This window comes from Microcoleus sp. S13_B4, assembly GCF_036700885.1.
In the GTDB taxonomy this organism is placed as follows: Bacteria; Cyanobacteriota; Cyanobacteriia; order Cyanobacteriales; family Microcoleaceae; genus Microcoleus.
On record NZ_JAUBPU010000159.1, the window covers coordinates 1 to 1,101 of the forward strand.

Here is a 1,101-nt window from a genome sequence, read left to right on the forward strand (position 1 = left end):
CTCTTGTTTCATCTGTAGAAAAAATTCTTAAATAATTTGGAGATAATTATGTAATTAATTTTGCTTAACTACTTATCACCACTAATCCACACTCAGGATTGCCCTCTAAGTGCCTTTGTGCATTTAGCAACTTTCGTCTCGGTAGCGATCCAGCAATTCCTCAGCGAAACGAAAAAATGTAGGATCAGGCAGACAGTCATCCTCAATAATAATAGCCTCTTCAACCGTATCAAACACCCAATCTAGCCCGCTAGAAACGCGATCGCGACAGCCCAAATTAGTGTCTGCATAATTCCTAAAAATTTCGCATTCCCAATCCACCTGGTCAATAATAGCACGAGCAGCAGCGCATTGCAGCTCCTCTCCAGGTCTATCTGGCCGGGGTCCCTCAGCAACTACTAACAATTTAGGAGGCTTGAATTTCCGAATTTCTGCGAATACTCTCTGAGTTTCTTCAGGACGTTTTAAAATAATAAAAGCTACAGCAGTGTTTAATGATATTTCTGACATTTACATACTCTACTTGTTTGATCGTTGTATGCCAGCCTCGCCTCGTACAATAACACTTTTAAGTATTTAATGTACTTCCTGCAATCCTACTTTTCTAAAAAGATTATTTTAATAATAGTCTTCAAATCGACTTAGGTAGATTGGTAACACAGATTAAATATACAATATTTTTGTGGCTTTTTGTGAATTTTCTCAAACTTATATAGCAAAACCCTTTGATTTGTAAACAATCTATTCAATCATCACAAGCGTTTCAGGTTGGTCTACATTCACGACTCAAATAGACTTGCTATAGCAACTCGCGGTTCCTGAGCGAGGCAGTGCACTGCCCTTCGACCCTTCGACTACGCTCAGGATAAACTCAATCGAAGGGCCTTCTTCCTTAAACATCTGCTATAGCAATCCTAAATGATTCTACTCGTTACCAGGAAGAGCAAGAGTGACAGGGAGCGTGTCACTTTTGCGATGAGTATTTATACTTAACTATTTCTTTGCTTACCAATTAAGTCATTTCAGTAAGCACATCGATGAGCCAATACCTGTCCAATATGTTCTGATTTCCAACTTGCTCCAGATATTTTAATTCGTCTA

Annotated in this window: 1 protein-coding gene; it reads right to left on the minus strand. The window is 38.9% G+C overall.

Annotation, left to right across the window (positions count from 1 at the left end; genetic code table 11):
• Positions 1 to 123: 123 nt before the first annotated feature.
• Positions 124 to 510, minus strand: a complete 387-nt coding sequence (locus tag QT994_RS27715; protein ID WP_333180353.1) for a hypothetical protein — start codon at positions 508 to 510, stop codon at positions 124 to 126.
• Positions 511 to 1,101 lie beyond the last annotated feature (591 nt).